The sequence below is a fragment of the Burkholderia sp. MSMB0856 genome, from assembly GCF_001524645.2.
GTDB classification, from domain to species: Bacteria; Pseudomonadota; Gammaproteobacteria; order Burkholderiales; family Burkholderiaceae; genus Burkholderia; species Burkholderia diffusa.
The window spans coordinates 1915848-1941929 of sequence record NZ_CP013427.1 but is presented as its reverse complement, the minus strand read 5'-3'; the positions used below and the strand labels follow the sequence as shown (position 1 = coordinate 1941929).

22 protein-coding genes and 3 tRNA genes are annotated in these 26082 nt (G+C 66.5%); 10 read left to right on the top strand and 15 right to left on the bottom strand.

The genetic code is table 11. The annotated features are described in order from the left end of the window. Nucleotides 1-69: 69 nt before the first annotated feature. Together WS87_RS10305 and WS87_RS10300 are read right to left on the bottom strand one after the other, a co-directional pair. Nucleotides 70-888, bottom strand: a complete 819-nt coding sequence (locus tag WS87_RS10305) for a TetR/AcrR family transcriptional regulator (RefSeq protein ID WP_059532963.1) — start codon at nucleotides 886-888, stop codon at nucleotides 70-72. Nucleotides 889-1104: 216 nt separating this feature from the next. Then, a complete protein-coding gene (locus WS87_RS10300; RefSeq protein ID WP_059818094.1) occupies nucleotides 1105-2325 on the bottom strand; it encodes an MFS transporter in 1221 nt (406 codons plus the stop codon). 281 nt (nucleotides 2326-2606) lie between these two features. On the opposite strand from WS87_RS10300, the gene WS87_RS10295 reads away from it, so the two are divergent. The 3 genes from WS87_RS10295 to WS87_RS10285 all read left to right on the top strand — a co-directional run bounded on the left by WS87_RS10295 (nucleotide 2607) and on the right by WS87_RS10285 (nucleotide 5643). Then, nucleotides 2607-3149 carry a GNAT family N-acetyltransferase gene (locus tag WS87_RS10295; RefSeq protein WP_059818282.1) on the top strand — a complete coding sequence of 181 codons (543 nt, stop codon included), beginning with the start codon at nucleotides 2607-2609 and terminating at the stop codon, nucleotides 3147-3149. A 115-nt stretch (nucleotides 3150-3264) separates the two neighbouring features. Beyond that, the gene (locus tag WS87_RS10290) at nucleotides 3265-3891 is read left to right on the top strand and encodes a ParB-like protein (protein ID WP_059818096.1); all 627 of its coding nucleotides are present in this window, start codon (nucleotides 3265-3267) and stop codon (nucleotides 3889-3891) included. 24 nt (nucleotides 3892-3915) lie between these two features. Continuing rightward, nucleotides 3916-5643: a SulP family inorganic anion transporter gene (locus WS87_RS10285; RefSeq protein ID WP_059818098.1), complete on the top strand. Its 1728-nt coding sequence runs from the start codon at nucleotides 3916-3918 to the stop codon at nucleotides 5641-5643. A gap of 41 nt (nucleotides 5644-5684) precedes the next feature. Here the strand turns inward: WS87_RS10285 and WS87_RS10280 are convergent, their stop codons facing one another. The 6 genes from WS87_RS10280 to WS87_RS10255 form a co-directional block, all read right to left on the bottom strand. After that, the gene (locus WS87_RS10280) at nucleotides 5685-6635 is read right to left on the bottom strand and encodes a carbohydrate kinase family protein (RefSeq protein WP_059818100.1); all 951 of its coding nucleotides are present in this window, start codon (nucleotides 6633-6635) and stop codon (nucleotides 5685-5687) included. Nucleotides 6636-6772: 137 nt separating this feature from the next. Further along, nucleotides 6773-7717 carry an ABC transporter substrate-binding protein gene (locus WS87_RS10275; protein ID WP_059818101.1) on the bottom strand — a complete coding sequence of 315 codons (945 nt, stop codon included), beginning with the start codon at nucleotides 7715-7717 and terminating at the stop codon, nucleotides 6773-6775. Between the two features lie 86 nt (nucleotides 7718-7803). Next, nucleotides 7804-8841 (bottom strand): ABC transporter permease subunit, encoded by a 1038-nt coding sequence (locus tag WS87_RS10270; protein ID WP_059532942.1) that lies wholly within the window; start codon nucleotides 8839-8841, stop codon nucleotides 7804-7806. Nucleotides 8842-8881: 40 nt separating this feature from the next. Then, nucleotides 8882-10435 carry a sugar ABC transporter ATP-binding protein gene (locus WS87_RS10265; RefSeq protein WP_059818103.1) on the bottom strand — a complete coding sequence of 518 codons (1554 nt, stop codon included), beginning with the start codon at nucleotides 10433-10435 and terminating at the stop codon, nucleotides 8882-8884. Beyond that, nucleotides 10422-11669 carry an ROK family protein gene (locus WS87_RS10260; RefSeq protein ID WP_059818284.1) on the bottom strand — a complete coding sequence of 416 codons (1248 nt, stop codon included), beginning with the start codon at nucleotides 11667-11669 and terminating at the stop codon, nucleotides 10422-10424. Before WS87_RS10260 ends, WS87_RS10265 begins: the two co-directional genes overlap by 14 nt. Before the next feature lie 327 nt (nucleotides 11670-11996). Further along, nucleotides 11997-12083 (bottom strand) — tRNA-Leu (locus WS87_RS10255). 415 nt (nucleotides 12084-12498) lie between these two features. Here WS87_RS10255 and WS87_RS10250 point away from each other — a divergent pair. Then, nucleotides 12499-13062 carry a flavodoxin family protein gene (locus WS87_RS10250; protein WP_059532936.1) on the top strand — a complete coding sequence of 188 codons (564 nt, stop codon included), beginning with the start codon at nucleotides 12499-12501 and terminating at the stop codon, nucleotides 13060-13062. Nucleotides 13063-13259: 197 nt separating this feature from the next. Here WS87_RS10250 and WS87_RS10245 read toward each other — a convergent pair. Next, nucleotides 13260-13346: transfer RNA gene (locus WS87_RS10245), tRNA-Leu, on the bottom strand. 558 nt (nucleotides 13347-13904) lie between these two features. Further along, a tRNA-Leu gene (locus WS87_RS10235) sits at nucleotides 13905-13991 on the bottom strand. A 249-nt stretch (nucleotides 13992-14240) separates the two neighbouring features. Between WS87_RS10235 and rnr the strand changes: the two genes are divergently transcribed. The 6 genes from rnr to WS87_RS10205 all read left to right on the top strand — a co-directional run bounded on the left by rnr (nucleotide 14241) and on the right by WS87_RS10205 (nucleotide 21462). After that, nucleotides 14241-16703: a ribonuclease R gene (rnr, locus tag WS87_RS10230; protein ID WP_059818105.1), complete on the top strand. Its 2463-nt coding sequence runs from the start codon at nucleotides 14241-14243 to the stop codon at nucleotides 16701-16703. Nucleotides 16704-16854: 151 nt separating this feature from the next. Further along, nucleotides 16855-17598 carry a 23S rRNA (guanosine(2251)-2'-O)-methyltransferase RlmB gene (rlmB, locus tag WS87_RS10225; protein ID WP_059818106.1) on the top strand — a complete coding sequence of 248 codons (744 nt, stop codon included), beginning with the start codon at nucleotides 16855-16857 and terminating at the stop codon, nucleotides 17596-17598. A 103-nt stretch (nucleotides 17599-17701) separates the two neighbouring features. Continuing rightward, nucleotides 17702-18574, top strand: coding sequence for an N-acetylmuramoyl-L-alanine amidase (locus WS87_RS10220; protein ID WP_059818108.1), 873 nt, complete (start codon nucleotides 17702-17704; stop codon nucleotides 18572-18574). A gap of 107 nt (nucleotides 18575-18681) precedes the next feature. Then, nucleotides 18682-19374: a ribose-5-phosphate isomerase RpiA gene (gene rpiA, locus WS87_RS10215; RefSeq protein WP_059818109.1), complete on the top strand. Its 693-nt coding sequence runs from the start codon at nucleotides 18682-18684 to the stop codon at nucleotides 19372-19374. Nucleotides 19375-19657: 283 nt separating this feature from the next. Next, entirely contained in the window at nucleotides 19658-20374 is a 717-nt protein-coding gene (locus WS87_RS10210; protein WP_059691784.1) for a FadR/GntR family transcriptional regulator, read from the top strand. Between the two features lie 101 nt (nucleotides 20375-20475). Continuing rightward, nucleotides 20476-21462: a Gfo/Idh/MocA family protein gene (locus WS87_RS10205; protein ID WP_059818111.1), complete on the top strand. Its 987-nt coding sequence runs from the start codon at nucleotides 20476-20478 to the stop codon at nucleotides 21460-21462. A 58-nt stretch (nucleotides 21463-21520) separates the two neighbouring features. Here WS87_RS10205 and WS87_RS10200 read toward each other — a convergent pair whose 3' ends face one another. The 5 genes from WS87_RS10200 to aat all read right to left on the bottom strand — a co-directional run bounded on the left by WS87_RS10200 (nucleotide 21521) and on the right by aat (nucleotide 26078). After that, nucleotides 21521-22213, bottom strand: a complete 693-nt coding sequence (locus tag WS87_RS10200) for an amino acid ABC transporter permease (RefSeq protein ID WP_059818112.1) — start codon at nucleotides 22211-22213, stop codon at nucleotides 21521-21523. 122 nt (nucleotides 22214-22335) lie between these two features. After that, nucleotides 22336-23130 (bottom strand): cystine ABC transporter substrate-binding protein, encoded by a 795-nt coding sequence (locus tag WS87_RS10195; RefSeq protein WP_059818114.1) that lies wholly within the window; start codon nucleotides 23128-23130, stop codon nucleotides 22336-22338. 102 nt (nucleotides 23131-23232) lie between these two features. Next, nucleotides 23233-24270 (bottom strand): quinone-dependent dihydroorotate dehydrogenase, encoded by a 1038-nt coding sequence (locus WS87_RS10190; protein WP_059532916.1) that lies wholly within the window; start codon nucleotides 24268-24270, stop codon nucleotides 23233-23235. Nucleotides 24271-24449: 179 nt separating this feature from the next. Beyond that, nucleotides 24450-25280 (bottom strand): arginyltransferase, encoded by an 831-nt coding sequence (locus WS87_RS10185; protein WP_059818117.1) that lies wholly within the window; start codon nucleotides 25278-25280, stop codon nucleotides 24450-24452. Nucleotides 25281-25313: 33 nt separating this feature from the next. Then, nucleotides 25314-26078: a leucyl/phenylalanyl-tRNA--protein transferase gene (gene aat, locus WS87_RS10180; protein ID WP_059532910.1), complete on the bottom strand. Its 765-nt coding sequence runs from the start codon at nucleotides 26076-26078 to the stop codon at nucleotides 25314-25316. Nucleotides 26079-26082: the final 4 nt, after the last annotated feature.

Sequence of the window (26082 nt, the reverse complement as noted above, 5' to 3'; positions counted from 1 at the left end):
CGGGCCAGCGTGTCAACGCCGGCCCGGGCCGCCAAAATCGTGAATCGCCGCCTGCGCGGCCTCGTGCGATCAGCTCGCCGAATGCACCGTCGCCGGATCGGCGGCCGGCGCGCTCGACGGCAGCCCGAACGCCTCGCTCGCACCCGCATCGTCGAGCACGGCCGCGAAGATCGACAGCTGCGCGCTGTCGGGCATCGGCGCCTTCAGCGCGGCGACGATCAGCGAGGACAACCGCGCGATCATCTGCACGTCGTTCATCGTGCGGCCTTGCGAGAATTCGTCGATGAGGCTTTCGGTTTCGGCCCCGGCCAGCGCGCCGGACAGCGCGCCGATCGCGAAGTGCAGCCGCCAGCCGAGCTCCGTGCGCGGCAGGTGCGGCAGCGCGCGCTGGAATGCGTCGAAGAAGCGGCCCGCGACGCTCGCGTAGTGCGCGGTCAGGAAGTTGCGCACGAACGGCGACGGGTCGGTATACGCGCGGCCGATCAGCCGCAGGAACGCGGGGCCGCCGCGCTCGGGGTCGCGCGACGCCTTCAGCGCGGGAATGAACATCGCGCCGAGCACGTGCTCGCAGGTGATGTGTGCACCGAGCTGCGCATCGAAGCGGTCGAGGATGCCGAGACGTTCCTGGTTGAGCTGATCGAGCCGACGCGACAGCATCGCGTGGATCAACGCTTCCTTGCTGCCGAAGTGGTAGTTGACCGCGGCGAGGTTCACCGCCGCGCGCGACGTGATCTGCCGCATCGACATCGCTTCGAAGCCATGTTCGATGAACAGGTCCTCGGCCGCATCGAGAATGCGCGCCTTCGTCCCGCCGGTCTGCCGATTTCCGGATGACCGCGTCCCGGACGGCCGTCCCGCCGACGGTCGCCCCTCCTGACTGACTGCCATGTCCCGCCTCCCAATGCCGGTCGCCCGGCCGCGAACAGGTGATTTGATTATCTGATTCAAACAGCCGTTTTTATTAAGATAAAAAAACGCGGGCGGCGCGGGCAAGCGCGGAATCTGGACAAATTCCTCTAGTTCGATGTGCGAATGCGGAAAGTCTGTCGCGCGGCCCCGGCGGGATGGGGCGCGCGCGATGGTGCGATGCGGCAATGCGCAGGCTCAGCCGACGGTGCTACGCGTATTGACCGATTGCGTCATGTCGATGCCGCGCCGTTCGCGGCTGAACAGGATCAGCACGGCGATCGCGACGGCCACGGTGCCGGCCACGAGCGCCAGCGCGAAACCGTAGTTGTTGCCCTGGGAAACCGCGAGCGACGCCTGCATCGTCGCGTTGCCGGACGCGAGCAGGTTGCCGAGCTGGTAGACGACGCCGGGGAACGTCGCGCGAATCTCGTCGGGCGAGATCTCGTTCAGGTGGACGGGGATCACGCCCCACGCACCCTGTACGGAGATCTGCATCAGGAACGCGCCGGCGGCGAGCGCGACCGGGCCGCTCGAGAACGCCCACAGCGGCAGCACCGGCAGCGCGATCAGCGCGGCGACGAAGATCGCGCGACGGCGGCCGATCTTCTCCGAGATCGCGCCGAACGACAGGCCGCCGACGATCGCGCCGATGTTCAGCACGATCGTGATCCACGACACGGTATGCGGATCGAAGTGATGCTGTTCGCGCAGGAAGGTGGGGTAGAGGTCCTGCGTGCCGTGCGAGAAGAAGTTGAACGCGGTCATCAGCACGATCGCGTAGATCGTGAGTTTCCAGTTCTGCTGGATCGTGGCCGCGAGACTCGGCCGCGGACGCTTTTCCATCTGCTTCCAGGCCGGCGATTCGGGCACGTGCGTGCGCACATACAGCACGAGCAGCGCGGGCAGCACGCCGACCATGAACATGCCGCGCCAGCCGATGTACTGGTAGAACAGGCCGAACACGACGGACGCGAGCAGGTAGCCGCTCGGATAGCCGGCCTGCAGCAAGCCCGACACGAAGCCGCGCGCGTGGGTCGGCACGGTTTCCATCGTCAGCGCGGAGCCGACGCCCCATTCACCGCCCATCGCGATGCCGAACAGCGCGCGCAGCGCCAGCAGCGCGGCGAGGCTCGGCGCGAAGCCCGACGCGAGTTCGAGCAGCGAATAGCACGCGATGTTGACCATCAGCGTCGGACGGCGGCCGAAGCGGTCGGCGAGCCGGCCGAAGATCAGCGCGCCGATCGGGCGCATCGCAAGCGTGAGCGTCAGCGCAAACGCGACCGCGGGGATCGTCGACGCGAATTCGGCGGCGATGTCCTTCAGCACGAAGACCATCAGGAAAAAATCGAACGCGTCGAGTGTCCAGCCCAGGTAGGCGGCGATCGTGACGTTGCGTTGTTCGCGGGTCCAGCTCATGTCCGAGGTCTCCTCGTAGGCTTGCGCGCTCTCGATCCGCTGGCGGATGCCGGCCCGGCTTGCGCGCGGTGCGGGGGCATGGATCGAGTGTAGGCCGCACCGCCGTACGATGCGGGGTGCGATAACCGCGAATCGGGAATAATCCCTATGAAATGGATCGTTGAGAAAACGGAAATGAGCGTGCGCGAGACAGGCGACAGGCATCTGTATCATTCCGGAAGGCTTTTTGTATCAGTCATGTAATGTGCGCGACGCGCATCGCCACCGAATCAGGAGTCCCGATGACCGAACCATCCGTTGCCGCGTTGCCCGTCCTGGAGACCGGGCGGCTGTGGCTGCGCCCGCGCGTGCTGGCCGATCTCGACGCGAGCATCGAGATGGATCGCGATCCCGAGGTCACGCGCTACATCGCGGGCCCGTGGCACGACCCGGACGAACATCGCCGCTTCGTCACGCATCGGATCACGCGCGCGTATCCGCCGGGCCTCGGCTACTGGTCGATCTTCGAGAAGGCCGCGCCCGATGCGTTCGTCGGATGGATCCTGCTGATTCCCGACTATGCGGGCGGCGCGCGCGACGTCGAGATCGGCTGGCGGCTCGTGCGTGCCGCGTGGGGGCGCGGCATCGCATGCGAGGCTGCCGCGGCCGTCGTGCGTCATGCGTTCGACACCGTGCGGCTGCCGCGCGTGATCGCCGATATCGCCGAGGCGAACACGGGTTCGCTGAATGTCGCACGCAAGCTCGGGATGCGCCGCGTGAGCGTCGTTCACGACGGGATTCCTTACGTGCGCCACCGTCTTGAGCGCGACGACCTGCGTACATAGTGTTGCGTCCGGTTGTCAGAGATGGTCAAGCACATGCACATCGAGGCCGTGACGTATTAACGGCTCGTCAGATCAGGAGTATCGTTGCCGGAAATTCGTAACATGGGGTACGACCATGGCACTCGGCAACGACGTTCATCTCATTCCCGTCCAGCTCGACGCACTGCGTCCGACGCAAATGACGGTCGGCTATCGCGAAGTGAAAGCGAAGCGCAAGCACTGGAAGACGCTCGATAAGCGCGCGCGCAAAGCCGCGATCGAGTCGCACTGGTTTCCGGCCGTCCTCGGTCCGGGCGGGCTGCACTACATCACCGATCATCACCACCTCGGCCTCGCGCTGATCGAGGAAGGGGAGACGCGTGTGAACGCGATGCTGCTGAAGGATCTGTCCTGGCTCGACGACACGATCTTCTGGCGGATGATGGAACACAACCAGTGGGTGCATCCGTTCGGCGCGGACGGTTCGCGTCGCGACTACGCGCGTCTGCCGAAGGCGCTGACGGGGCTCGAGGACGATCCGTACCGGAGCCTTGCGGGCGAGCTGCGCACGGCCGGCGGCTACGCGAAGGATGCGACGCCGTTCAGCGAATTCCTGTGGGCCGACTACCTGCGCCAGCACGTGACGCTCGACCAGATCCGCAAGAACTTCTCGAAGGCGCTCGACCTCTCGCTGCGCCATGCGCACGAGCAGGACGCGCGCTATCTGCCCGGCTGGTCGGGCGTCATTGCCGTCAAGCCCTGATACGCTCCTGGTGCCTGCCACTTCATGACGAACGTCCCGCCCCGTCCGGATGCCGGCCCGCAGCATCCCGAGCATTTCGCTGCACTCGATGCGGCAACGTCGCCGCCCATGCGGCGCATCGGCCTCGATGCGCTGGCCGGCGTATCGATCGCCGGGCTGCTGATTCCCGAGGCGGTCGCGTACGCGGGTCTCGCCAACCTGCCGCCGCAGGCCGGTCTCATCGCGCTGCTGTCGGGGCTTGTCGTCTATGCGCTGACTGGCAGCAGTCGCTTTGCGATCGTGTCGTCGACATCGTCGTCGGCGGCCGTGCTCGCCGCGACCGTGCTGGCCGAGTCCGGGATGGCGCTTGCCGCGCAGCTCGCGCTGGCGGCCGCGCTCGTCGCGATGACCGGCGTGCTGTTCATCCTGGCGGGCGCCGCGCGACTGGGCGGCATGTCGGATTTCGTCGCGCGTCCGGTCCTGCGCGGTTTCACGTTCGGCCTGGCGCTGACGATCGTCATCAAGCAGTTGCCGAAGATTCTCGCGATCTCCGTGCAGCACAGCGACGCGCCGCATGTCGCGCTCGAGCTCGTCACCGGCGCGCCGCATGCGAACCTCGCGAGCGTCGCGCTCGGCGCCACCGCGCTCGCGTTGCTGTTCGTGCTCGGCCGGCGCTCGCGCGTGCCCGCGACACTGGTCGTGATCGTGCTGTCGATCGCGGCCGGGTATCTGGTCGACTGGCAGCACTACGGGATCGCGATCGTCGGGCACATCGATTTCCGGCACATCGAATTCGGCCTGCCGCATCTCGACCGCAATGCATGGATGCAGACGGTCGAACTTGCTTTCGCGCTGATGCTGATCCTGTATGCGGAGTCGTACGGATCGATTCGCAACTTCGCGCTGAAGCATGGCGACAGCGTGTCGCCGAACCGCGACCTCGTCGCGCTCGGCTGCGCGAACCTCGTGTCCGGGCTCCTGCACGGGATGCCGGTCGGCGCCGGCTATTCGGCGACGTCCGCGAACGAGGCGGCCGGTGCACGGTCGCGTTTCGCGGGCTTGTGGGCGGCCGGCGTGGTCGCGCTGATCGTGTGGCTGCTGCTGCCGCAGCTTGCGCGCACGCCGGAGCCCGTGCTCGCGGCGATCGTGATCTTTGCGGTCAGCCACTCGCTGCATCCGACGGTGTTCCGGCCGTACTGGGTCTGGCATCGCGACCGGCTCGTCGTGATCGCCGCGTTGCTCGCGGTGCTCGTGCTCGGCGTGCTGCACGGCCTGCTCGCGGCCATCGGCGTGAGCCTGCTGCTGACGCTGCGTAAGTTGTCGGAGCCGAACGTGAGCGTGCTCGGCCGGTTGCGCGACGGGCACGACTTCGTCGACGTCGCGAATCATGCCGATGCGAAGCCGGTGCCCGGCGTGCTGATCGTGCGGCCCGAGGCGCAGCTGTTCTTCGCGAACGCGGACCGGATGCTCAATCGCGTGCGTGCGCTGATGAAGGCCGCGCCCGATACGCGTACCGTGCTGCTGAGTCTCGAGGAAACGCCGGACGTGGACGGCACGACGATCGAGTCGTTGCGTACGTTCGCGGCCGAATGCGCGGCCCGTGGGCTGCAGTTCGCGATCGTGCGGCTCAAGGAGCACGCGCTGCATGCGCTGCGCCGCGCGGCAGATGAGACGCTGCGCGACGACGCGATGTCCGAACTGAGTGTCGACGAGAGCCTGCAATTGCTGCAGGCGCGCGGTAATGGCGGGAAGGGCGCGCAGGGCGGTGCGTGACGCTGCGAGGCGAACGCGCCGTCGGCGCGTTCCGGTGCTGCCTAGTGCGATAGCGCGGCGTCGGCCGCTTCGGCGGTCGCGGGATTGGCCATCACCTCTGCCACCTCGGCAGCCGTCGGCGCATACGCGCCCGCATGCGCACAGGCGACCGCCGCGCAGGCTGCCGCGTAGCGCAGATGATCGGCGGCCGATGCGCCGGGGTGCGTGAGCTGGCTGGCGAGCCAGCCACCGATGCTGGCGTCGCCGCAGCCGACGGTATCGGCGACCTCGGTCGCGAACGCCGGCTGGAACAGCGCGGAATCGCGATGCAGGAGCTGCATCCCGGCCGCGCCGCGCGTGACGAGCACGCTCGCATCGGGTGCCCACGCGCGCAATTGCGCGAGCGCGGCGGCTTCGTCGCGTTCGGGGAACAGGCCGCGCAGATCCTCGTCGGAAACCTTGATCCAGTCGGCGAGACTTGCCAGCCGGCGCAGTGTGGCGCGATACGACGGCGCGGCCATCGGCGCGCGATAGTTCGGATCGAACGAGATTCGTTTGCCGGCGGCGCGTGCAGCCTGCACGACGTCGATCAGGCGCGACGCAAGCGGCTCGCGCACGACGCCGAGCGAGCCGACGTGCACGATCTCGGCCGCGTCGAGCGCGCCGTCGGGCAAGTCGGCCGGATCGAACGCGAGGTCGGCGCTGTTTTCGCCGATGAAGAAATAGTCGGGCGGCTGCTTCGACACGACCATCGCGAGCAGCGGCGCACGATCGACCTGCCGGATGAAGCGCGGGTCGAGCCCGGCATCAGCGCTCCTGCGCATCAGTTCGTCGCCGAAGATGTCGCGGCTGACCGTGCCGGCGAAGGCGGTCGGCACGCCGAGCCGCGCGCCGACGCGCGCCACGTTCCAGCACGAGCCGCCGGCGACGCTGCGCCAGTGCTGCGCGTCGTCGCGGATGAAATCGGTCAGCGCTTCGCCGAATACGATCAGGCGGGGGAACGTCGTCGTCATGTCGAAAACCTTGTGCCGCGGCGTGTCGCGCGGCGGTGCAGCGGTTGAGGTGAGCGGACGGGCAGGGCCGGACGCCGCGCGCGGCGATACGGCGGCGTGGCCCGGCACCGCCCGGGATCGCGAGTCGCGTCGCGCGATCAGCGCGGGCTGCTCCAGCCCTTGTAGCCCTTCACGTTGTCGCGCGTGACGAGCGTCGGCTCGATCAGGATCATCGGATTGGCCGGCTTCTGGCCGTTCATGATCCCGTAGCCGACGTTGACGGCCTGCTGCGCCATCGCCCACGGGTCCTGGCTCGACGACGCCTGCACGAGCGTGTTTGACTTCAGCGCCACCTCGATGTCCGGCGCGCCGTCGACCGACGTGATCACGATGTTCGGGCGATTCAGCTGCTTCGCCGCGAGATCGCTGCCGATCGCCTGCGGGTCGTTGATCGTGAACACGCCGTCGAGCTTCGGAAAGCGCGTCAGGTAGCCCTGCATCGCGTTCATCCCGCCTTCGCGCGAGCCTTTGCCGTCCTGGTCGCTCGACAGCAGCTTGATGCCCGGGTTTTTCGCGAGCACGGCCTTGCAGCCGTTCACGCGATCGATCACGGCCGACACCTGCGGGCCGTTCTCGATGATCACGTTGCCCTTGCCGCTGAGCTTCTTCGCGAGGTAGTCGCACGCGAGCTCGCCGGCCTTCACATTGTTGGTCTGCACAGTCGCGTTCGCGCCGGCTGCCGCGACGTCCACCGCGACGACCGTGATGCCGGCCGCCTGCGCCTTCTTCACCGCCGGCTCGATCGCCTTCGGATCGGTCGCGTTGAGCAGGATCATGTCGACGTGCGCGGAGATGAAGTTGTCGATCTGGGTGAACTGCTTGTTCAGGTCGTAATCGGCGGAAACCGCGGTGACCTTCGCGTTCGGGTTGAGCTGTTTGGCGCGTGCTTCGGCGCCCTTCACGATCGTGACGAAGTACGGGTTGCCGAGCGACCCGACCGTGACGCCGATCGATTTCAGCGGCTTGTCGGCTGCGTGGGCGGCGGTGGCGCCGAAGGCGAGCGCGCAGGCGATGGCGGTCAGGGCGGCTTTGTGCTTGAACATGTCGTTGTGTCTCCGGAAGGTCCGTTGGCGGACGGGCGCAGGAGGACCTGCCTGCGCCCTGATGGTTAAATGGTGAGGAATGCGTGTCAGGTACGGGCCGAGTCGCGCTGGCGATAGCGATCGAGCGCGACGGCGCCGATGATCACGAGCCCCTTGATGATGTATTGCCAGATGTCGGACACGCCGAGCAGCACGAGACCGTTGGTCAGAACCGCGATGATCAGCGCACCGATCAGCGTGCCGACGATCGAGCCGACGCCGCCGACGAAGCTCGTGCCGCCGAGGATCACCGCGGCGATCGCATCGAGTTCGTACGACTGGCCGAGCTGCAGGCCGTTGGCCGCATAGAGCCGCGCGGCCGACATCACCGCGCCGAGACCCGCGAGCAGACCCGACGCGGCATACACGAACAGCTGGATCGCCCGCACGTTGATGCCCGACAGGCGCGCGGCTTCAGGGTTGCCGCCGACCGAATAGATCCGCATCCCGAGCACCGTGCGACGCAGGATGAACCACGACAGCGCGATCACCGCGCACGCGATCACGACGAGCCAGGGCACGCCGAGGATCGTGCCGTTGCCGATGAACGCGAACGGCAGTTGCGGGTTGAAGACGGTCGTGTCGTTGCCGATCAGGCGGGCGACCCCGCGCACGGCCGTCATCGCGCCGAGCGTGACGATGAACGGCGGCAGGCGCAGGAACGAGATCAGGCCGCCGTTGATCGCGCCGAACACGAGGCCGACCGCGAGCGCGATCGGCACGCCGAGCCAGCCCCAGCCGGGGATGGTCGACGCGAGCAGCGCGGCGACGGCCGATGCGGCGAGCACCGAGCCGACCGACAGGTCGATGCCGCCCGTCAGGATCACGAAGGTCATGCCGGCGGCGAGCACGATGTTGATCGAGGCCTGCTGCGTGACGATCGACAGGTTCTGCAGCGTGAAGAAGCCGTCGGTCAGGAATCCGAAGCCGATGCACAGAACCAGCAGCACCGGCAGCATGCCGGCGGTGCGCATCAGCGATTGCATGCGCGCGCGATGATCGGCGCCGCGCATCAGCGGCGTACGGTTGGCCACCGGATGGGCCGTCGCGGAAGCGAGGTTCCGCTGCTTGGTCGGGTTGATCATGTCGGTACCTGGACGTAAGAGGGAGATGAAGGGGCCGTGGTCAGTGCGCGTCGGCGAGTTCGGCCTGCGAGCCGGTGGCGAGCGCGATGATCGCTTCCTGCGTGATGGGCGTGTGCATGTGGCCGCCGAGTTGGCCGGCGATCTCGCCTTCGCGCATCACGAGCACGCGATCGGCGACACCGATGATTTCCGGCAGCTCGCTCGAGATCACGATCACGCCGACGCCCGCACGGGCCAGTTCGTTGATGATCCGGTAGATCTCGGATTTCGCGCCGATGTCGACGCCGCGTGTCGGTTCGTCGAGGATCAGCACGCGCGGCTTCGTCTCGAGCAGGCGCGACAGCAGCACTTTCTGCTGGTTGCCGCCCGACAGCGCGCCGACATTCACGTTCGCGTTCGGCACGCGGATCGACAGCGAGGCGATCGCGTCGCGCGCGCGTTCGGCGCCGCGTGCGAGATCGAGCGCGCCGAGCCGGGCGTCGCGGTTGCACACGGAGATGTTGATGTTGTCGCGCACGCTCATGTCCAGGAACAGGCCCTGGCGCTTGCGGTCTTCCGTCAGGTAGACGAGGCCCGCGTCGATCGCGTCGCGCGGCGAATGCGCGCCGAACGTCCGATCGCCCAGCTTCACGTCGCCGCGCGTGCGCGGTTCCGCGCCGAAGATCAGCCGCGCGAGCTCGGTGCGGCCCGCGCCGACGAGCCCGGCGATGCCGAGCACCTCGCCCGCATGCAGGTCGAGGCTGCAGCCGCGCACGCGGTCGCCGTCGGCGATGTCGCGTACCGACAGCAGCAGGTGGCCGGGGTCGTACGGCGCATGTTCCTTCTTGTAGAAGCCGGAGATGTCGCGGCCCACCATCATCGCGACGAGCCGCTCGGCCGACAGCGATTCGCGCTCGAGCGTGCCGACGTACGCTCCGTCGCGCAGCACCGACACGCGGTCGGACAATTCATAGATCTCGGCCATCCGGTGGCTGATGTAGATGATCGCGAGACCTTCCTCGCGCAGCTGGCGGATCAGGCCGAACAGGTGCTCGGTCTCGCGCGACGACAGCGGTGTCGTCGGTTCGTCCATCACGAGGATGCGTGCGCGGGTGTGCACGGCGCGCGCGATTTCGACGAGTTGCTGCTCGGCGATCGACAGCGTGCCGACGAGCGTGTCGGGCCCGAACGGGGCGCCGAGACGCGTGAGCACGTCCTGGCAGCCGCGCGCCATCGCCGCGCGGTCGATGGTGCCCCAGCGCCGGTTGCCGCGCCGCAGTTCGCGGCCGACGTAGATGTTTTCCGCCACCGTCAGGTTCGGTGCGAGGCACAGCTCCTGGTAGATCACCGCGACACCCGCATCGCGCGCGGCAAGCGGGCCGTCGACGTCGATGCGCTCGCCGTCGATCAGGATTTCGCCGCCGGCGTCGGCGCGGTACGCACCCGACAGGATCTTCATCAGCGTCGATTTGCCCGCGCCGTTCTCGCCCATCAGCGAGTGGATCTCGCCCGGATAGACGGTCAGGCTGACGTTGTCGAGCGCGCGCACGGCCGGGAACGTCTTGCTGATCCGGCGCATCTCGAGCAGCGGCCGGGGCGACTCAGAACGCGACATGGTTGACCTCCTGCGATTCGGTGCGGGCGCCTTTGAGGATGCCGGCCCGCGGGGAGAAGTTGAAGAACATCGGCAGCGTCGCGGCGCCGATCGCACCGGCGTCGGCGCCGAACGTGCCGCGCACGAGCGTCGGCGTGCCGCGCGCTTCCGGCGCGGTGGCGACGAGCGCCGCGCGCAGGCGGGTCGTCAGCGCATCGAGCAGGCCGGCGTCGGTATCGGCATCGAGCACGACCACCGGCGCATCGACGACGCACAGCACCGCGCGCAATGCCGGGGCGAGTGCGTCGACGCAGTCGTCGATCCATTCGTCGACCGCCGGCAGGCCGCGCGCGATGCAGGCCTCGAGATCGGCACGGTTCTCGACCGTCTCGCCGTGATGGCGCAGGTGGCGCACGAGCGCATGCAGCGATGCGCGGGCGAGCAGGATGTCCCACGGGCCGCGCGGCGGCGGCGCGGAGGCCAGCCGGCTCGGCGGGACGGGAATCACGGCGATGTCGCCGGCATTGCCGGTCACGCCGCGCAAGCAGTCGCCGTCGATCGCGATGCCGCCGCCGATCGCCGGACCGATGAACAGGTAGACGAAGTCGTCGCACTGCCGGCCGTACCCGTAGAACAGTTCGGCGATCGCGGCCGCGTTGCCGTCGTTTTCGCCGAACACGGGCAGCGACAGCGTGCGCCCGAGGTCGCTCGCGAAGTCGACGTCTTCCCATGCGCGGAACGTGTCGGGCGCGAGGCCGAGCTCGCGCATCCATGCGCCGAGGTTGTACGGTTGCGCGACGCCGACGCCCGCCAGGCGCGCGCGCTCATGCGCGGGAAGCAGATCCTGCATCGCATCGATGTCGCGTCGCACGATGTCGAGCACGTCGGCGGGCGGGGGGAGCAGCGTGTCGTGGGAGCGGCGGCCGAGCACGTCGCCCGCGAAATTGACGAGCGCCGTCTCGATGCGCATCCGGTCGAGATGAACGCCGATGCCGAACGCGCCGCGCGGATCGAGGCGGATCAGCGATGCCGGCTGGCCGCGCTGGCCTTCGGTGCGGCCGGCGAACGCAATCAGCTTCGCATCGGCGAGCGACGCGATGATGCTGCCGACAGCCGTGCCCGTCATGTTCGCGAGACGGGCGAGATCGGCCTTCGATGCGCTACCCGCACGGCGCAGCGTCTTCAACAGCAGGCGCTCGTTGTAACGGCGCACGTTGGCCGAGTTGCTTCCCTGGCCGATGTGCGGGCTTCTCATGGCGTCTCCTTCCATGGGCGCGTCGGTTGTGACGCATTAAATAAATCACGTTGATTTATTTAACCGCGTGAGCGGCGGCGTGTCAGCCTAGGGAAATCCCGGTTTTGCCTCTGGGGGGATCGATGCTGGTGGGCAAGGCTGGGGGCGGATCACGGGTGGCGAAGTGATTGTCTCCGCGCACGAGGCTGGCGTGGAGTCGGCACTCGGTGCGAGTGGCGGGCTGGGGTAAGTTGCGCTGCCGCGGTGAATGCGCAAGCGCGCCCGCAGAGATCCTGGAGCCGGAAATGAAAAAAGGCCGGCATAAAGCCGACCTTTTCAACAAACAGATGGTGCCCAGGAGAGGACTCGAACCTCCACGATGTTGCCACCGCTAGGACCTGAACCTAGTGCGTCTACCAATTCCGCCACCTGGGCACGTTTCGCTTTGCTGCATCGCGAAAGACCGCAATTATAGCGTGACTGAAGGGCGTGTCAACAGATTTTTGCGCGATCGTTTGGACCGGTGAGAAAAAGGGCGCGCCTGATTCGTCGCGTCTGAACGATTGACCGGTCGATGCCGGTGCGAGGAATTACTGCCGGAAAGGATCGAGCAAATTTCCTGAATGCGCATTCACGTTTGTCGCCGGAGAAATTATTGTCGACGACATCCTGTCGTGCGCGCTGCCCCCGCGGCTACAGGATGCGATCGCAACGATTGCCCGTGTGCATCGCGCAACGCCGATACGCAATGACGCGTGCGGCACCTGTGGGTGGGTCGCTTGTATCGCGATTTTTATGTTACCGTAACGGTAACGTTTATTGCGGAACGGTCCGCGTCAAGGAGTTCGTCATGTCTGAAATTGCAGTGGTTTTTCACAGCGGCTACGGCCACGCAGCCGTTATTGCGGACGCAGTTGCTCGCGGCGTCGAGAAAGTCGATGGCGCGTCGGTCAAGTTGATCCCCGTCGACGCGATCGACGAACACTGGGAGTACCTGGAGCGCGATGCGAAGGCGATCATCTTTGGCTCGCCGACGTACATGGGCAGTGCGTCCGCTCAGTTCAAGGGCTTCATGGATGCATCGTCGAAGCATTGGGGCAAGTGGCGTGACAAGCTGGCGGCCGGTTTCACGGTGTCGGCTTCGCAAAGCGGCGACAAGCTCTCGACGCTGCAACAACTGGCGGTTTTCGCTGCCCAGCATCAGATGCTGTGGGTCAGCCTCGGCCTGATGCCCGGCAACAACAGCAGTGCGGGTTCGGTCAACGATCTGAATCGGCTCGGGTCGTTCCTCGGTGCGATGGCGCAGGCAAATGCGGACGAGGGCGGCGATGCGATTCTCGAGAGCGATCGCAAGACGGCGGAAGTGCTGGGCGAGCGTGTCGCGATTGCCGCGAAACGCTGGAACGGTGCCTGACGTCGACAGCTGGGCGGGTCTCGATGGGTCGTCCGTTTCTGGAAAGCGGAGGGGGGGCTTGGTAACACGGGCGCGCGCCCCGAGCTGCGCTTGCAAGCGCAGCGTTTCGAACCCTCATGCAAAGCGCGCAGTGCTTTGCGTCCTTCCGAGCCTGAAAAAGAAAAAGGCCGGCTAAAAGCCGGCCTTTCTTAAATAAGTGGTGCCCAGGAGAGGACTCGAACCTCCACGGTGTTGCCACCGCTAGGACCTGAACCTAGTGCGTCTACCAATTCCGCCACCTGGGCACGTTTCGCTTACTGCGATGCGAAGACCGCTATTTTAGCGTGTCTTGAAAGCCTGTCAATACAATTTATGCGACGGCCATAAAAATTTCGCGTGTCGCATGTTCGGGGCGTCACGCGCGGATCGGATTTGCACGCGTTGCCGCGAAATTCCTGCGCAGCGCATCAGCTGTGTCGACGCGGGTATGCAGCAAACTTGCTGCGCGAAACGTATCGGCGATCTTCTGCTGCTCACCGACGTTCTGAGGGACTACGGAATCCTCACGGCGGGATTCGTGTCGACCGATGCGCAGCGTGGATGGCGAGTTCTCGGCGTGCGCCGGGATGCCGGCGCACGGCATCGCGCGTGCGAACGTGCGGCGGGTGCATCGACGTCATGGATCGTGTCCCTCGCTGGATTCGTTGAAAGCAAGGCGGCTAACGTACCAACGGGGAGGGCAATCGATCACCGATCAATTCTGCTATCGATCGGCGTGACTGGCATATGGCGCGGCCAGCGCGCGTAATGCGGGGCTTGAAATGAAAAAAGGCCGGCATAAAGCCGACCTTTTCAAAAACAGATGGTGCCCAGGAGAGGACTCGAACCTCCACGATGTTGCCACCGCTAGGACCTGAACCTAGTGCGTCTACCAATTCCGCCACCTGGGCACGTTTTGCAGTAGCTGCTTGCTGCAAAGAAGCGAAATTATAGCGCCCCAATTAATTGTGTCAACACTTTTTTGCGATGCACCGCAAACCGGCCGCTGCGGCGCCCGCACGCGGCATTCGCGTCATTTGGCGGCACAGGCGGGTGATAGAATGATCCGCCGCCGTCACTATAGAACTGTCTGACGGACACTTCTATGTTGATGCCGTGCACCATCAGTCAACGCAACGAGAACAATCATCGACAAACCCTTGAGCAAATATCCGTACCCCATTCCGAGCCGTGAAGAAATTCTCGGCGTGCTGCGTACGAGCGACGCGCCGCTGGCAGCCAACGACATCGCCGAAGCGTTGTCGATCAAGCGCCAGGAGCGCGAAGGGTTCTTCCGGCGTGTCGCCGCGATGGAACGCGACGGCCAGATCCGCCTCGACAAGCGCGGCCACTATCAGCTTACCCATCCGTCGAATTTCGTCGCCGGCCGCGTGCAGGGGCATCGCGACGGCTACGGGTTCGTGATCCGCGACGACGGCCAGGACGACCTGTTCCTGCCGAACGGCGAAATGCAGAAGGTCATGCACAACGACCGCGTGCTCGCGCGAATCGTCGGCTACGATCGCCGCGGCCGCCCGGAAGGCCATGTCGTCGAAGTCACCGAGCGCGCGAACAAGCGCGTGATCGGCCGCCTGCTCAACGAGAACGGCGCGCTGATCGTCGCACCCGAAGACAAGCGCATCGGCCACGACATCCTGATCACGCAGAACGTGAAGAAGGCAAAGGTCGGGCAGGTCGTCGTCGTCGAATTGACCGATTTCCCGAGCCGCCATTCGCAACCGCTTGGCCGTGTCGTCGAAGTGCTCGGCGACATCGACGATCCGGGCATGGAAATCGAGATCGCGGTGCGCAAGTACGGCGTGCCGCATGAGTTCAGCCAGCCGGCGCTCGATGAAGCCACCGCGCTGCCCGACAAGGTGCGGCCGGCCGACCTGCGGTTCCGCGTCGATCTGCGCGACGTGCCGCTCGTGACGATCGACGGCGAGGACGCCCGCGACTTCGACGATGCCGTCTACTGCGAGCCGACCAAGGTCGGTCGCGGCGACGGCTACCGCCTGATCGTCGCGATCGCCGACGTGTCGCACTACGTGCAGCCGGGCAACGGCCTCGATGCCGACGCACTGGAACGCAGCACGTCGGTCTATTTCCCGCGCCGCGTGATCCCGATGCTGCCGGAGAAGCTGTCGAACGGGCTGTGCTCGCTGAATCCGCAGGTCGACCGCTGCGTGCTCGCGTGCGACATGGTGATTACGGCGCGCGGCGAGATCAAGGCGTATCAGTTCTACCCGGCCGTGATCCATTCGGCGGCGCGCTTGACGTACACCGAAGTCGCCGCCGTGCTGTCGAACACGAAGGGGCCGGAGGCCGCGCGCCGCGCGGACCTGCTGCCGCACCTGCAGGATCTGTACGGCGTCTACAAGGCGCTGTTCGCCGCCCGCCAGAAGCGCGGCGCGATCGATTTCGACACGACCGAGACGTACATCGTCTGCAACTCGCAGGGCAAGATCGAACAGATCGTGCCGCGTCAGCGCAACGATGCGCACAAGCTGATCGAGGAATGCATGCTGGCCGCGAACGTCTGCGCGGCCGACTTCCTGAAGCGCAACAAGCACCCGGGCCTGTATCGCGTGCACGCAGGCCCGACGCCGGAGAAGCTCGAGAACCTGCGCGCGTTCCTGCGCGGCATGGGCCTGTCGCTCGGCGGCGGCGACAAGCCGCATGCGAGCGACTACGCCGCGCTGATGGCGCAGATCCGCGACCGGCCCGACGCGCAGATGCTGCAGCCGATGCTGCTGCGCTCGATGCAGCAGGCCGTCTACAGTCCGGACAACATCGGTCACTTCGGTCTCGCGTATGAGGCGTACGCGCACTTCACGAGCCCGATCCGCCGCTATCCCGACCTGCTCACGCACCGCGCGATCTACTCGATCCTGTCGGGCAAGAAGTACGTGCCGAAGGCACCGGAAGGTTTCGAGCTGAACACCGCGCTGTCGCCGCGCGCCCGCGCGATGCAACAGGCCGACGACGAAGCGCGCGGCCGTTCGCGATCGAACACCGCGATCTGGGAAGAACTCGGCCTGCACTGCTCGGCGAACGAGCGCCGTGCCGACGAAGCGTCGCGCGACGTCGAGGCCTGGCTCAAGTGCTACTTCATGCGCGACAAGCTCGGCGAGGAGTACGGCGGGATGGTGAACGGCGTCACGTCGTTCGGCATCTTCGTGCAGCTCGATACGCTGTTCATCGAAGGGCTCGTGCACGTCACGGAACTCGGCTCGGACTACTTCCAGTACGACGAGATCAAGAACGAGCTGCGCGGCGAGCGTACGGGCATCCGCTATCGCCTCTCCGATCGTGTGCGCGTGCAGGTGAGCCGCGTCGATCTCGACGCGCGCAAGATCGATTTCCGCCTCGTGCGCGACACGCCGGTGAAGGCGCCGCGTACGGTACCGGCGCCGGCTGTCGCCGGTAACGGTAACGATCGCGGTGGCCCGCGCGTGCGCTCGTTGCCGCCGGTGGAGGAAGCCGCGCCGCGTCGCAAGAAGGCGGCGAGCGCGCCGACCGTCGCGGTGAAGGAGGCGCGTGCCGCGCGTGCCGCGAAGAAGAAGGGCGGCGTGGCGGCGAAGACGGCTGCGAAGAAGGTACACGCCCGCAAGAAGTATTGAGCGTTCGGGGCGGTGCATGCGCACGTCCCTGCAGTATCGAGAGACGCCGCGTTCTACCGGTCACCGGCCGGCAACGCGGCGCTTTCCTTTTCCATGAATCGCGGCTGCGCCCATCGCGCGGCCGCACGTTTGATCGAAGGTTGTTCCAGTCATGTCACGTCTGAAGGTTCTTTACGGTTTTCACGCGGTGACCGCACGTTTGCGGCACGATGCGTCGACGGTTGCGGAGGTGCTGTACGACCAGACGCGCCGCGACCGCCGCATGCAGGACTTCCTGCACACCGCGAAGGAAGCGGGCGTGCGGCTGATCGCAGCCGACGAAACCCGCCTGTGGGGCCTCGCGCATACCGAGCGCCACCAGGGCGTCGTCGCGCGCGTCGAGGACGTTCCGCTCGCGCAGAACCTGTCCGAGCTGCTCGACGGCATCCAGGGCCCGGCGCTGCTGCTGGTGCTCGACGGCGTCACCGATCCGCACAACCTCGGCGCATGCCTGCGCGTCGCCGATTCGGCCGGCGCGCATGCGGTGATCGCGCCGCGTGACCGCGCGGTCGGCCTGAACGCGACCGCGGCGAAGGTCGCGAGCGGCGCGGCCGACACGGTGCCGTACATCACTGTGACGAACCTCGCCCGCGCGCTGCGCGAGCTGAAGGAGGCAGGTGTGTGGATCATCGGCACGTCGGACGAGGCGCCGGGGACGCTGTACGACACGAAGCTCGACGGCCCCGTCGCCATCGTCATGGGTGCGGAGGGCGAAGGCATGCGCCGGCTCACGCGCGACACCTGCGACGAAGTGATGAGCATCCCGATGGCCGGCAGCGTCGAAAGCCTGAACGTGTCGGTGGCGAGCGGTGTGTGCCTGTACGAAGCGGTGCGGCAGCGGCGCGTGAAGGGCTGACACGGGCTGACGCACGCGGCCTCGCGCGATGCGCGGGCCGTCACGACCCGAACGACGCGTGCCGCGATTGCGCGCGGCACGCGGCTCCCGGAACTCGCGGACCATGACCCTGTTTCGCCTCGGCGCATCGTGCGCCATCCTCGGCCTGCTGGCCGCCTGCACATCGCCGTCGCTGGTCGGGCGCGGCACCTACTACGCCGATACGAGCCTGCAAGCGCGCGGCGCCGATTCGCGGATCCGCTTTCTCGTGATGCATTACACCGAAAGCGACGAAGCGAAATCGCTGCGCACGCTGACGGGCGACTCGGTCAGCGCGCATTACGTCGTGCCGCCGCAACCACGCATCGAACACGGGATGCCGGTCGTCTACCAGCTCGTTCCCGAATCGAAACGCGCATGGCATGCGGGTATCAGCGAATGGCAGGGCACGACCGAGCTCAATGCGGCGTCGATCGGCATCGAGAACGTGAATCGCGGCCCGCTCGATCCGCAAAACCGCACGTGGCAGCCGTATCCGCCCGAACAGGTCGATGCGCTGATCCGCCTGTCGAAGGACATCGTCGCGCGCTACGGAATTCCGCCGACGCGCGTGGTCGGGCACAGCGACATCGCGCCACAACGCAAGATCGATCCGGGGCCGCTGTTCCCGTGGCATGCGCTCGCGCAAGCCGGCGTCGGCGCGTGGCCGGACGATGCGACCGTGGCCGCGCGACTGGGCGGCCGCGATCCGCACGCGCTCGTCGACGTGCGGGAATTGCAGCTGAAACTTGCACGCTACGGCTATGACGTGCCGACCGACGGCGTGCTCGACGCGCGCACGCAACGCGTATTCGCGGCGTTTCAGATGCATTTCCGGCCATCCGACTATGCGGGCAACCCGGACGCTGGGACCGATGCGATCGCGCAAGCGTTGCTCGACAAGTATTTTCCCGGCACGCCGCCGGCCGAGGACGGTGCCGTAACCGGCGCGCCCTGACGATCGATCGGCGCGCGAGGCGCCGCAATACGCGCCGAAAAAGCCCGGGTCGTCATCCGAGTCCGGTAAACTGCCGGTTTTCCGCAATCCCGCTGTATTCCCACCCCATGACTCAAGACGAACTCAAACGCCTGGTCGGCCAGGCAGCCGCCGATTATGTGATCCAGAACGTGCCGGAAGGCGCCGTGATCGGCGTCGGCACCGGCTCGACCGCGAACTGCTTCATCGACGCGCTCGCGGCCGTCAAATCGCGCTACCGCGGCGCCGTGTCGAGCTCCATCGCGACGACCGAACGCCTCAAGTCCCACGGCATCAAGGTGTTCGACCTGAACGAGGTCGAATCGCTGCAGGTGTACGTCGACGGTGCCGATGAGATCGACGCAAGCGGCGCGATGATCAAGGGCGGCGGCGGTGCGCTGACGCGCGAGAAGATCGTCGCGTCGGTGGCCGATACGTTCGTCTGCATCGCGGATGGCAGCAAGCGCGTGCCGGTGCTCGGCGCATTCCCGCTGCCGATCGAAGTCGTGCCGATGGCGCGCACGGCGATCGGCCGGCGCCTGACCGCGCTGGGCGGCGTGCCGGTGCTGCGCGTGACGAAGGACGGCACGCCGTACATCACCGACAACGGCAACGAAATCATCGACGTGAAGGGGCTGCAGATCGCCGATCCGCGCGGTTTCGAAGCGCAGGTGAACGCATGGCCGGGCGTCGTGACGGTTGGCCTGTTCGCCGAGCGCGGCGCGAATCTGTGTCTGCTCGGCACGGCAAACGGCGTTGAGACGATCGTTTATCCCGATTAATCGAAACTGAATGAGAAGCAGTCCGTAATGGCGTCAGGATGCCGTAATGGATTGCATGTTTAAATTCGACCGAAAGCCCGGCCCGGCAAGCGCAGCGCGCTTCCCGGGCTTTTTTTGAAGCCTTATAAATCACCACGTCAAAAAGAGGGATAACCCTGTCAGGTGTTTACCAGATAGCGAAATATCCCCGAACTCATCAACTTATAGATCATAAGAACAGTCGTAACCAGGGCCGGCGGAACTGCGGAGCAGGTGTTCGCAAATCGACGCACGGGGAGGTGTCATGGAGCAGGGCAAAGACCGGTCACTGGTCGCCAAAGTGATGGATGGGCTTGTCGCGGGTATCGTCGAAGACAAGTACGGCGGCATTTTGCCGCCGCAGGACGTGCTGTCGAAAGAGTTCGACGTGAGCCGTACGGTGATGCGTGAAGCATTGTCGATGTTGCTTGCGCGCGACATGCTCGACGTGCGTCCGAAAGTCGGTACGCGCGTTCGACCGATGCGCGACTGGCGCATGATCGATGAAGACGTGGTGAGCTGGCGGTTTCGTGCGAAGCCGGATCCGCAGTTCATGCGCGACGTCATCGAATTCCGGATGCTGATCGAACCGCGCGCGACCGCGCAGGCGGCCGTTCGTGCGACGGCGGTCGACATCGCGGGCATTCGCGAGGCATTCGAAGCGTTCAAGGTGTTGCAACCGGGCGACCCCGGATACGACACGGCGGACGAGCTGCTGCACACGCGGATCGTTCAGGCGAGCGGCAACCAGTTCTTCCAGCAGATGGCGGCCATCGTGCGCGGTGCGGTGCGTCTCGTGAATCCGCGCGTCGCGCAGAAGGACGGTGCGCACGACGTCGCGGTGAAGGCGCATGCGCGCGTCGTCGACGCGATCGAACGCCGCGATCCGCGCGAAGCCGAAGCGGCATCGCTGGCGCTGATCGATTTCAGCGCCGACGAGATTTCGCGCGATTTCTCCGTCGACGTGCCTGTGCGCGCCTGAATCGGCGCGCGTCGCTTATCCGTGCGCCGGCGAGCCGTTTATCATGACGGCCGGCCGGCAGCGTGCCGGCCCCCGTCATACGACCGACACGGAAGATCCGGATGAACGACCTCGACAACCGCCCGGTGCGCTTCGGCATCGTCGGCGCAGGCAGCATCGCACGCCGATTCGCGCAAAGCCTCGCTCACGTGCCGGGCGCCACGCTCGCCGGCGTATGGGCACGCCGTGCCGACGCGGCAACCGCCTTCAGCGACAGCTGCGGCGGCACGCCTGCCGCCAGCCTCGACGCGCTCCTCGCGAGCGACATCGACGCGATCTATATCGCGACGCTCCACGACAGTCACGCGCACTACGCGCAAGCGGCGCTCACCGCCGGCAAGGCCGTGCTGTGCGAAAAACCCGCGACGCTGAACGCGACGCAACTCGACGCCGTGCTGGATGCGGCACGCGCTGCCGGACGGCTCTTCATGGAAGCGATGAAGCCGCCGTTCTTTCCGCTGTATCGTCAGTTGCGCGCGCACCTGCACGACGACCCGATCGGCGAAATCCGGCTCGTGCGCGCGGGCTGCGCATCGTCGTCGGTGCCGGACGATCATTCCGTCTATCGACTCGACCGCGCCGGCGGCGCGCTGCTCGACATCGGGATCTACGAAGCGTTTCTCGCGGTCGACTGGCTCGGCGCGGCAGTCGACGTGCAGACGCTTGGCCGCATCGGCGCGACGGGTGTCGACGTGTTCGCGAGCCTGAACAGCCGTCACGCGAACGGCGGCATCGCGCAGCTCTTTTGCGGGCTCGACGTGATGGGACGCGGTGACGCGCTGATCGCCGCCGCAGGCGGGCACGTGACGATTCACGAGAAGTGGTGGAACCCCGCGCGGGCGACGATCCGCTATGCGGACGGGCGCACGGTCGAACTCGATGCACCGGTCGACGGCGGCGGCCTGAACTACGAGACCGCGCATTTCTGCGACTTGTTGCGCGCGGGCGAACTCGAGAGCCCGATCATGACGCACGACCACTCGCGCCGGATGATCGCGATGACCGACGCGGCACGTGCGGCACTAGGCGTGCGCTATTCGGGCGAGTAGGCGGGAAGGGAAGGCGGGGGCCGGGCGCGCGACGGCAGCCCGGCGGGAGATTCCGCGCTCAGTGCCGCGCGGGCAGCGACAGGCGCTTTTCGTACCAGCGCTGGACCCATTCGAGGATCTGGCACAGCACCCAGTAGACAGCGGCGGCGGCCAGGTACAGCGGCAGCGGCTGGTAGGTCGCCGCGATCACTTCCTGCGCGCTGCGCAGCAGTTCGGTCACGGTGATCACCGACACGAGCGACGTGTCCTTGATCAGGCTGATCAGGCTGTTCGACAGGCTCGGCACCGCGATGCGCAATGCCTGCGGTCCGATCACGTAGCGCAGCGTCTGCCCCCACGACAGCCCGAGGCTGTATGCGGCCAGCCATTGGCCGCGGGCAATCCCGTTGATCGCGCCGCGCATGCTTTCCGACATGTAGGCGGCGACGTTCGCGGACAGCGCGATCACACCGGCGGGCGTCGGATCGAGCGAGATGCCGAGGCTCGGCAGCCCGTAATAGATGACGAAGATCTGCACAAGCAGCGGCGTGCCGCGCATCAGGCTCACGTATGCGCGTGCGAGCCACGCGAGTGCGTTGACCCAGATGCGTTCGAAGCCTTCGAGCGCCTCGCTTTGCCGGATGCCCATCATCGCGAGCACGACGGCGCCGAGCAGGCCGAACACCATCGACAGCACGGCGAACTTGACGGTCAGCACGGCACCCTGGGCGAGCACTGGCAGCGATTGGACGAGCAGGGACGTTGTCGACATGGAATACGAAGCGAATGCGTGCGCGAAAGCGCAATCATAAACCGGACCGATAAAACAAAGGGCGGCATCGTTTCGGATGCCGCCCTTTCCGGCCCGCCGTCAGGCGGGAAACAGAGGCATGCTTACTTGATCGGCTTGGTCACGTCGATGCCGAACCACTTGTCCGAGATCTTCGTGAACGTGCCGTCGGCTGCGAGTTGCGTCATCGCGTCGTCGATCGCCTTCTGGAACTTCGGGTTGCCCTTCTTGAACGGGATGCCCGACGGGTTCGCCGAGCCGACGTTCGCGCCCGGGCGCAGCGGCAGCTGCGAGTTCTTCGTCAGGTACGCGAGCATCAGGCGGTCGTTCAGTGCTGCGTCGAGACGGCCGGCCGCGAGGTCGCGCAGGTACTCGGGCGCGCCCGGGTACGTCTTCACGTCGACGCCGGGCACCGACTTCGCCATGTCCATGTAGTTCGTGCCGAGCGCGACGCCGAGCTTCTTGCCCTTCAGGTCTTCGAGCGACTTGAACTGGCGCGTGTCGTCCGTGCGCTGGATCAGCTGCGCGGACGAATACGTGTATGCGGGCGAGAAGTCGAGCGTTTCCTTGCGCTTGTCGGTGATGCCGACCTGGTTGGCGATCACGTCGAACTTGCCGGCCTGCAGGCCCGCGATGATGCCGCTCCATTCGGTCGTGACGAACTCGGCCTTCACGCCGAGCTTCGCGGCGACGGCCTTTGCGATGTCGACGTCGAAGCCGACGAGTTCGCCTTGCGGGTTCTTCGAGTTGAACGGCGGGAACGTACCTTCGAGGCCGACGCGCAGCGTGCCGCGTTGCTTCACCTGGTCGAGGAGGTCGGCCGCATGCGCGGTGGCGGCAGCGAACGACGTGCCGATCAGGCCGGCGACCAGCAGCTTCTTCAGCAGCGAAATTTCCATCGTGTGGGCTTCCTTGCCCCAGCGGGGCGCTTGATTCTGAATGTGAGGCCGATCATAGCAAAAATACAATCGGCTGCTAAATATCGTTTGTTTATGGCTATATTACGCGGCGCGATCGCGTGCGATCGCCTTCACGCATTCGGCGACGAGCGCGGGGCCGCGATAGATGAAGCCCGTGTACAGCTGGACGAGCGACGCGCCGGCCGCGAGCTTCGCGCGTGCGTCCTCGCCCGAGAAGATGCCGCCGACGCCGATGATCGGCACCGCGCTGCCGACTTCGGCATGCAGCTTGCGGATCACTTCGTTCGATGCGTCGAACACCGGGCGGCCGGACAGGCCGCCGGCCTCGTCGGCGTGCGGCAGGCCCTGCACGGCTGCGCGCGACAACGTCGTGTTGGTGGCGATGACCGCTTCGATCTTGTGGCGCAGCAGCGTGTCGGCGATTTCCTTGACCTGCTCGTCGTCGAGATCGGGCGCGATCTTCAGTGCGAGCGGCACGAGCTTGCCGTGCAGGTCGGCGAGGCGCTGCTGCTTGTCCTTCAGCGCGGCGAGCAGCGCATCGAGCTCGCCCGCGCCCTGCAACTGGCGCAGGTTCTTCGTGTTCGGCGACGAAATATTGATCGTCACGTAGCTCGCGAACGGATACACACGCTCGAGGCAGTAGAGATAGTCTTCCGCCGCGCGTTCGATCGGCGTGTCGGCATTCTTGCCGATGTTCAGGCCGAGGATGCCGCGATAGCGGGCCGCTTGGACGTTCTTCACGAACTGGTCGACGCCGTGGTTGTTGAAGCCCATCCGGTTGATCAGCGCTTCCGCCTGCGGCAGACGGAACATCCGCGGGCGCGGGTTGCCCGGCTGCGGGCGCGGCGTGACCGTGCCGACCTCGATGAAGCCGAAGCCGAGCGCCGCGAGGCCGTCGATGGCCGCGCCGTCCTTGTCGAGGCCGGCGGCGAGGCCGACCGGATTGCGGAACGTGAGCCCCATCACGGTGCGCGGCGCATCGGGCACGCGGGACGACAGCGCGCAGGCGAGGCCCGTGCGGCCGGCCGCGCCGAGCGCGCGCAGCGTGAGGTGGTGAGCGTCTTCCGCATCCATCTTGAACAGGGATGCGCGGGCCAGCGGATAGAGGGAACTGAACACGAGAATTGGGCGGACAGCCGGAATGAATGACAACCCGCTATTTTACCGGGAGTTGCGCCGCACGGGCGGGCTTCGCTTCGCAGCGGCCCGCGGCGACGGTTGCCGCGCCGTGCGTCAGCTGCTTCATGACCGGGACGGACGCTCGCCGCTCGCGAGCAACCGCGCCGGTGACGTTCATGTCAGCCCGACCCGGAATGTCCGCCGGGCAGCGGTGCGCGGGCGAGTGCCGCGTCGACCGGCGGCAGGTCGATCCGATCCGGATCGAGTACTTTCCAGCGGCCGTCGAGCAACCCTTCCAGCGGATGGAAGTTTGCCTTGTAGGCCATCTTCGGGCTCTCGCGGATCCAGTAGCCGAGATACACGTACGGCAGGCCGAGGCTTTTCGCCTGCTCGATCTGCCACAGGATGTTGTACGTGCCGTAGCTCGTGTGCTGCTCGTCCGGCTCGAAGAACGTGTAGACCGACGACAGCCCGTCGCCGAGGATGTCGATCATGCTGACCATGCGCAGCTTGCCGGGCTCGCCGCCCGGCGCGTCGAGATCGCGGAATTCGACGAGGCGCGAATTGATCCGGCTCTGCAGCAGGAACTGCTCGTACTGGTCGCGGCTGTCGCGGTCCATGCCGCCGCCCGCGTGGCGCGCCGACTGGTAGCGCATGTAGAGCGCGTAGTGCTCCTCGTCGTAGTGCAGCGGCGAGACCGTCGCGACGAGCGCGCGGTGCCGCTTCCACATCCGGCGTTGCGTGCGCGACGGCGTGAACGCGCCGACCGGCACGCGCACCGGCACGCAGGCTCGGCAGCCGTCGCAGTATGGACGATAGGTGAACACTCCCGAGCGCCGGAAGCCGGCCTTCACGAGTTCGGTATAGATGTCGGAATTGATCAGGTGGCTCGGCGTCGCGACTTGCGAGCGCGCGACGCGGCCGTCCAGATAGCTGCACGGATAGGGCGCCGTTGCATAGAATTGCAGCGCCGAAAGCGGTGAAAGCGGCAGCTCAGTCGGGTGAGTCATGGGCAGCTCTCGATGCAGGGAGGGAGTGCCGCGCTAGCGCTCGATCCCGGAGGGGGCGGCCGGTTCTGCAGGGCCCGTCAGCGCGGCGAGCGCGCGCTTGTCGAACTGCCACGGAATCGGCGGTTCGGCTACCGCGCGGCGCACGTGAGCGACAAAGGCCTTGCGTGCGATCTCGCGGCCGCCGAGCGACGCTAGATGCGACGTATTCTGCTGGCAGTCTATCATCTCCAGCCCCTGCTCGCGAAGATGGGCGACGAGCGTCGCCAGTGCGATCTTCGACGCATCGGTGGCATCCGCGTACATCGATTCGCCGAAAAACATTCGTCCGAACGCGACGCCGTAGAGGCCGCCGACGCGGCGCCCGTCATGCCACGTCTCGATGCTGTGCGCGTTGCCGGAACGATAGAGCGACGTATACGCGTCGATGATTTCGGCCGTGATCCAGGTGCCGCGCTGCCCGCGACGGGGTGCCTGCGCGCACGCGCGCATCACGCCCGGAAAGTCGTGGTCGACGCGCACTTCCCATGCGGGGTCGCGCAGCACGCGCCGGAGCGTCTTGCGCAGCGACGGGGACACCTTGAATTCGGCTGGCACGAGGACCATCCGCGGGTCGGGGCTCCACCACAGCACGGGTTGACCGTCCGAATACCACGGGAAGATGCCGCGCAGGTAGGCCTCGATCAGTCGCGACGGCAGCAGGTCGGCGCTCGCGGCGAGCAGCCCCGGCGCGCCGGTCGCCGGACCGAGCGCGCGTTCGATGGGCGGAAACGGATCGTCCGGGCCGAGCCAGGGGACCATGGGG

Excerpts from the sequence above, each read along its gene's own strand:
- WS87_RS10305 (WP_059532963.1), bottom strand. The coding sequence starts at position 888 with ATGGCAGTCAGTCAGGAGGGGCGACCGTCGGCGGGACGGCCGTCCGGG.
- WS87_RS10300 (WP_059818094.1), bottom strand. The coding sequence starts at position 2,325 with ATGAGCTGGACCCGCGAACAACGCAACGTCACGATCGCCGCCTACCTG.
- WS87_RS10295 (WP_059818282.1), top strand. The coding sequence starts at position 2,607 with ATGACCGAACCATCCGTTGCCGCGTTGCCCGTCCTGGAGACCGGGCGG.
- WS87_RS10290 (WP_059818096.1), top strand. The coding sequence starts at position 3,265 with ATGGCACTCGGCAACGACGTTCATCTCATTCCCGTCCAGCTCGACGCA.
- WS87_RS10285 (WP_059818098.1), top strand. The coding sequence starts at position 3,916 with ATGACGAACGTCCCGCCCCGTCCGGATGCCGGCCCGCAGCATCCCGAG.
- WS87_RS10280 (WP_059818100.1), bottom strand. The coding sequence starts at position 6,635 with ATGACGACGACGTTCCCCCGCCTGATCGTATTCGGCGAAGCGCTGACC.
- WS87_RS10275 (WP_059818101.1), bottom strand. The coding sequence starts at position 7,717 with ATGTTCAAGCACAAAGCCGCCCTGACCGCCATCGCCTGCGCGCTCGCC.
- WS87_RS10270 (WP_059532942.1), bottom strand. The coding sequence starts at position 8,841 with ATGATCAACCCGACCAAGCAGCGGAACCTCGCTTCCGCGACGGCCCAT.
- WS87_RS10265 (WP_059818103.1), bottom strand. The coding sequence starts at position 10,435 with ATGTCGCGTTCTGAGTCGCCCCGGCCGCTGCTCGAGATGCGCCGGATC.
- WS87_RS10260 (WP_059818284.1), bottom strand. The coding sequence starts at position 11,669 with ATGAGAAGCCCGCACATCGGCCAGGGAAGCAACTCGGCCAACGTGCGC.
- WS87_RS10250 (WP_059532936.1), top strand. The coding sequence starts at position 12,499 with ATGTCTGAAATTGCAGTGGTTTTTCACAGCGGCTACGGCCACGCAGCC.
- rlmB (WP_059818106.1), top strand. The coding sequence starts at position 16,855 with ATGTCACGTCTGAAGGTTCTTTACGGTTTTCACGCGGTGACCGCACGT.
- WS87_RS10220 (WP_059818108.1), top strand. The coding sequence starts at position 17,702 with ATGACCCTGTTTCGCCTCGGCGCATCGTGCGCCATCCTCGGCCTGCTG.
- rpiA (WP_059818109.1), top strand. The coding sequence starts at position 18,682 with ATGACTCAAGACGAACTCAAACGCCTGGTCGGCCAGGCAGCCGCCGAT.
- WS87_RS10210 (WP_059691784.1), top strand. The coding sequence starts at position 19,658 with ATGGAGCAGGGCAAAGACCGGTCACTGGTCGCCAAAGTGATGGATGGG.
- WS87_RS10205 (WP_059818111.1), top strand. The coding sequence starts at position 20,476 with ATGAACGACCTCGACAACCGCCCGGTGCGCTTCGGCATCGTCGGCGCA.
- WS87_RS10200 (WP_059818112.1), bottom strand. The coding sequence starts at position 22,213 with ATGTCGACAACGTCCCTGCTCGTCCAATCGCTGCCAGTGCTCGCCCAG.
- WS87_RS10195 (WP_059818114.1), bottom strand. The coding sequence starts at position 23,130 with ATGGAAATTTCGCTGCTGAAGAAGCTGCTGGTCGCCGGCCTGATCGGC.
- WS87_RS10185 (WP_059818117.1), bottom strand. The coding sequence starts at position 25,280 with ATGACTCACCCGACTGAGCTGCCGCTTTCACCGCTTTCGGCGCTGCAA.
- aat (WP_059532910.1), bottom strand. The coding sequence starts at position 26,078 with ATGGTCCCCTGGCTCGGCCCGGACGATCCGTTTCCGCCCATCGAACGC.